General features: G+C 28.2%; 2 protein-coding genes. Both read right to left on the reverse strand.

Annotated elements, in window-relative coordinates; translation table 11 throughout:
* Window positions 1–261: 261 nt before the first annotated feature.
* On the reverse strand, window positions 262–1,008 hold the full coding sequence (locus EIY84_RS11665) for a GLPGLI family protein (protein ID WP_124643373.1): 747 nt from the start codon (window positions 1,006–1,008) through the stop codon (window positions 262–264).
* A gap of 76 nt (window positions 1,009–1,084) precedes the next feature.
* On the reverse strand, window positions 1,085–1,372 hold the full coding sequence (locus EIY84_RS11670; protein ID WP_124643375.1) for a hypothetical protein: 288 nt from the start codon (window positions 1,370–1,372) through the stop codon (window positions 1,085–1,087).
* Window positions 1,373–1,711: the final 339 nt, after the last annotated feature.

Here is a 1,711-nt window from a genome sequence, read left to right on the forward strand (position 1 = left end):
TCAGAAAATCTATTGTCCATTTTGTCTTTATTGCGTTGATTGCCCACAAATTTACAAAATATTTAGTCAGTTTCGATTTTGGTAGTTGTTTTATAGATGAAGAGTTTTCAAGCCATATCATATAACGCCCAGCAGCTTGGCGCTGGGTGGGGCTTTAAAGCACGCATTTCCAAAGCAAAACTGCCTTACAAATATACACTAAATTTTCAAAAAAACAATAAACCCCACCTTGTGCCAAACTGCTTGTTGGCAGATGACAAGTTACTGAGTTTCCCATTCGTAATGTTTTTCAATTGTTGGTCTTTCTTCAATAGTTTCTACTTTAGAATCAAACGAGATGTCGGTATCATTAATTTCCTTTAGAAATCTATTTCTTTCAGAATCTTTTATCTTTACAAATTCTTTAATATTGATTTTATTTGTATTTTTTTCTTGTATTTCATAATTAATTTTATCGTTATTATCTAAATTAATTGATGATGCTTTCCAGATGTAGTACGGCATATTATCAGCACTAATTTCCAATATCAATCCATTTAAACCAAAAAATTTATATGGACCTGTATTATAGGGTAACTCTTTAGTGAAATAGGCAGTGAATTTTCGACCTCTAAATTCCATAGTTGCTTTGATGCAATTATAATTTAATATTTTTTTGGTTTTTTTTATATCAATTTCCCAATTAGGACTTTTTACAATATCCTCTATCTCAAATATTAAATTATTGTCATTTGTTTTGTCAAATATTTTAAATTGTTTTATTTTATTATTTGATAATATTGAAGAAATTTTGAATGGAAAAATAAACTTTTTGGAAGTTGGTGATGAATTTTCATTACTAAAATTTGTTATAGAGTCTTGAATACAAATAGCTTTATTTTCCTTGATGTATAAACTTTCTTTTACATTCGCAATTGGAGATTTAATGAAAGTATATTCTACTTTTATTTGTTGTGAACTAACTTTTGTTATTGAAAAAATCGCAAGAATTAATACTTTTAATTTCATTTTCGTTTATTTTTTTTTGAATTTAAATAGTGTCTATACTAATTGTTAGATATATAGACACTATTTTTTAATTTTTCTAAGGTTGTAAACTATAATTTTGTTTAGTCATTTCAACACGGTATCCTTTAGATCTTAAATAACCTAATACACTTCCTTGATATACAAGACAATCACTAAAATTTGATTTTTCAGCAGAGTAAAATTTCCAACCTGTTACATAGCCATATTCATCATAAAATGTAACACTAACTCCACAGAGTTCTGTGGGTTTCAATTTAGAGATGTTTGAATCTTTAACTATTTTATTTTTTGCAGATAAAGTGCTTAAACTTAGTATGGTTAAGCATAATAATATTTTTTTCATAACGCTTTTTAAAGCATCCCATTTTAAAGCATTTTGCTCTTTTAGGAAGATATTTAGGGCAATTTTTTAATTAATTAAGCACCTCCCGTCGAGAGAATTCATCTAACAAAGCAAATCGTTCAAGAGTTTTCATATTTCAAGGGTTTGTATCAAGTTGTACTACCATTGAGCTGTCTGCACTTTCGGAGATGTTTTGGTATTTGTTTTCTGCCAACGCCTAGCAGCTTGGCTGCAGTGCGGGATTGATGGTTAAACTTTTTCTATTATCACTAAAAAAAGCCATTGCTTTTTTATGCAACTAAATTAAGAAAAATAGTGAAATAAAAAAGCAATGGCGAA

It is taken from the genome of Amniculibacterium aquaticum, assembly GCF_003852705.1.
GTDB classification, from domain to species: domain Bacteria; phylum Bacteroidota; class Bacteroidia; order Flavobacteriales; family Weeksellaceae; genus Amniculibacterium; species Amniculibacterium aquaticum.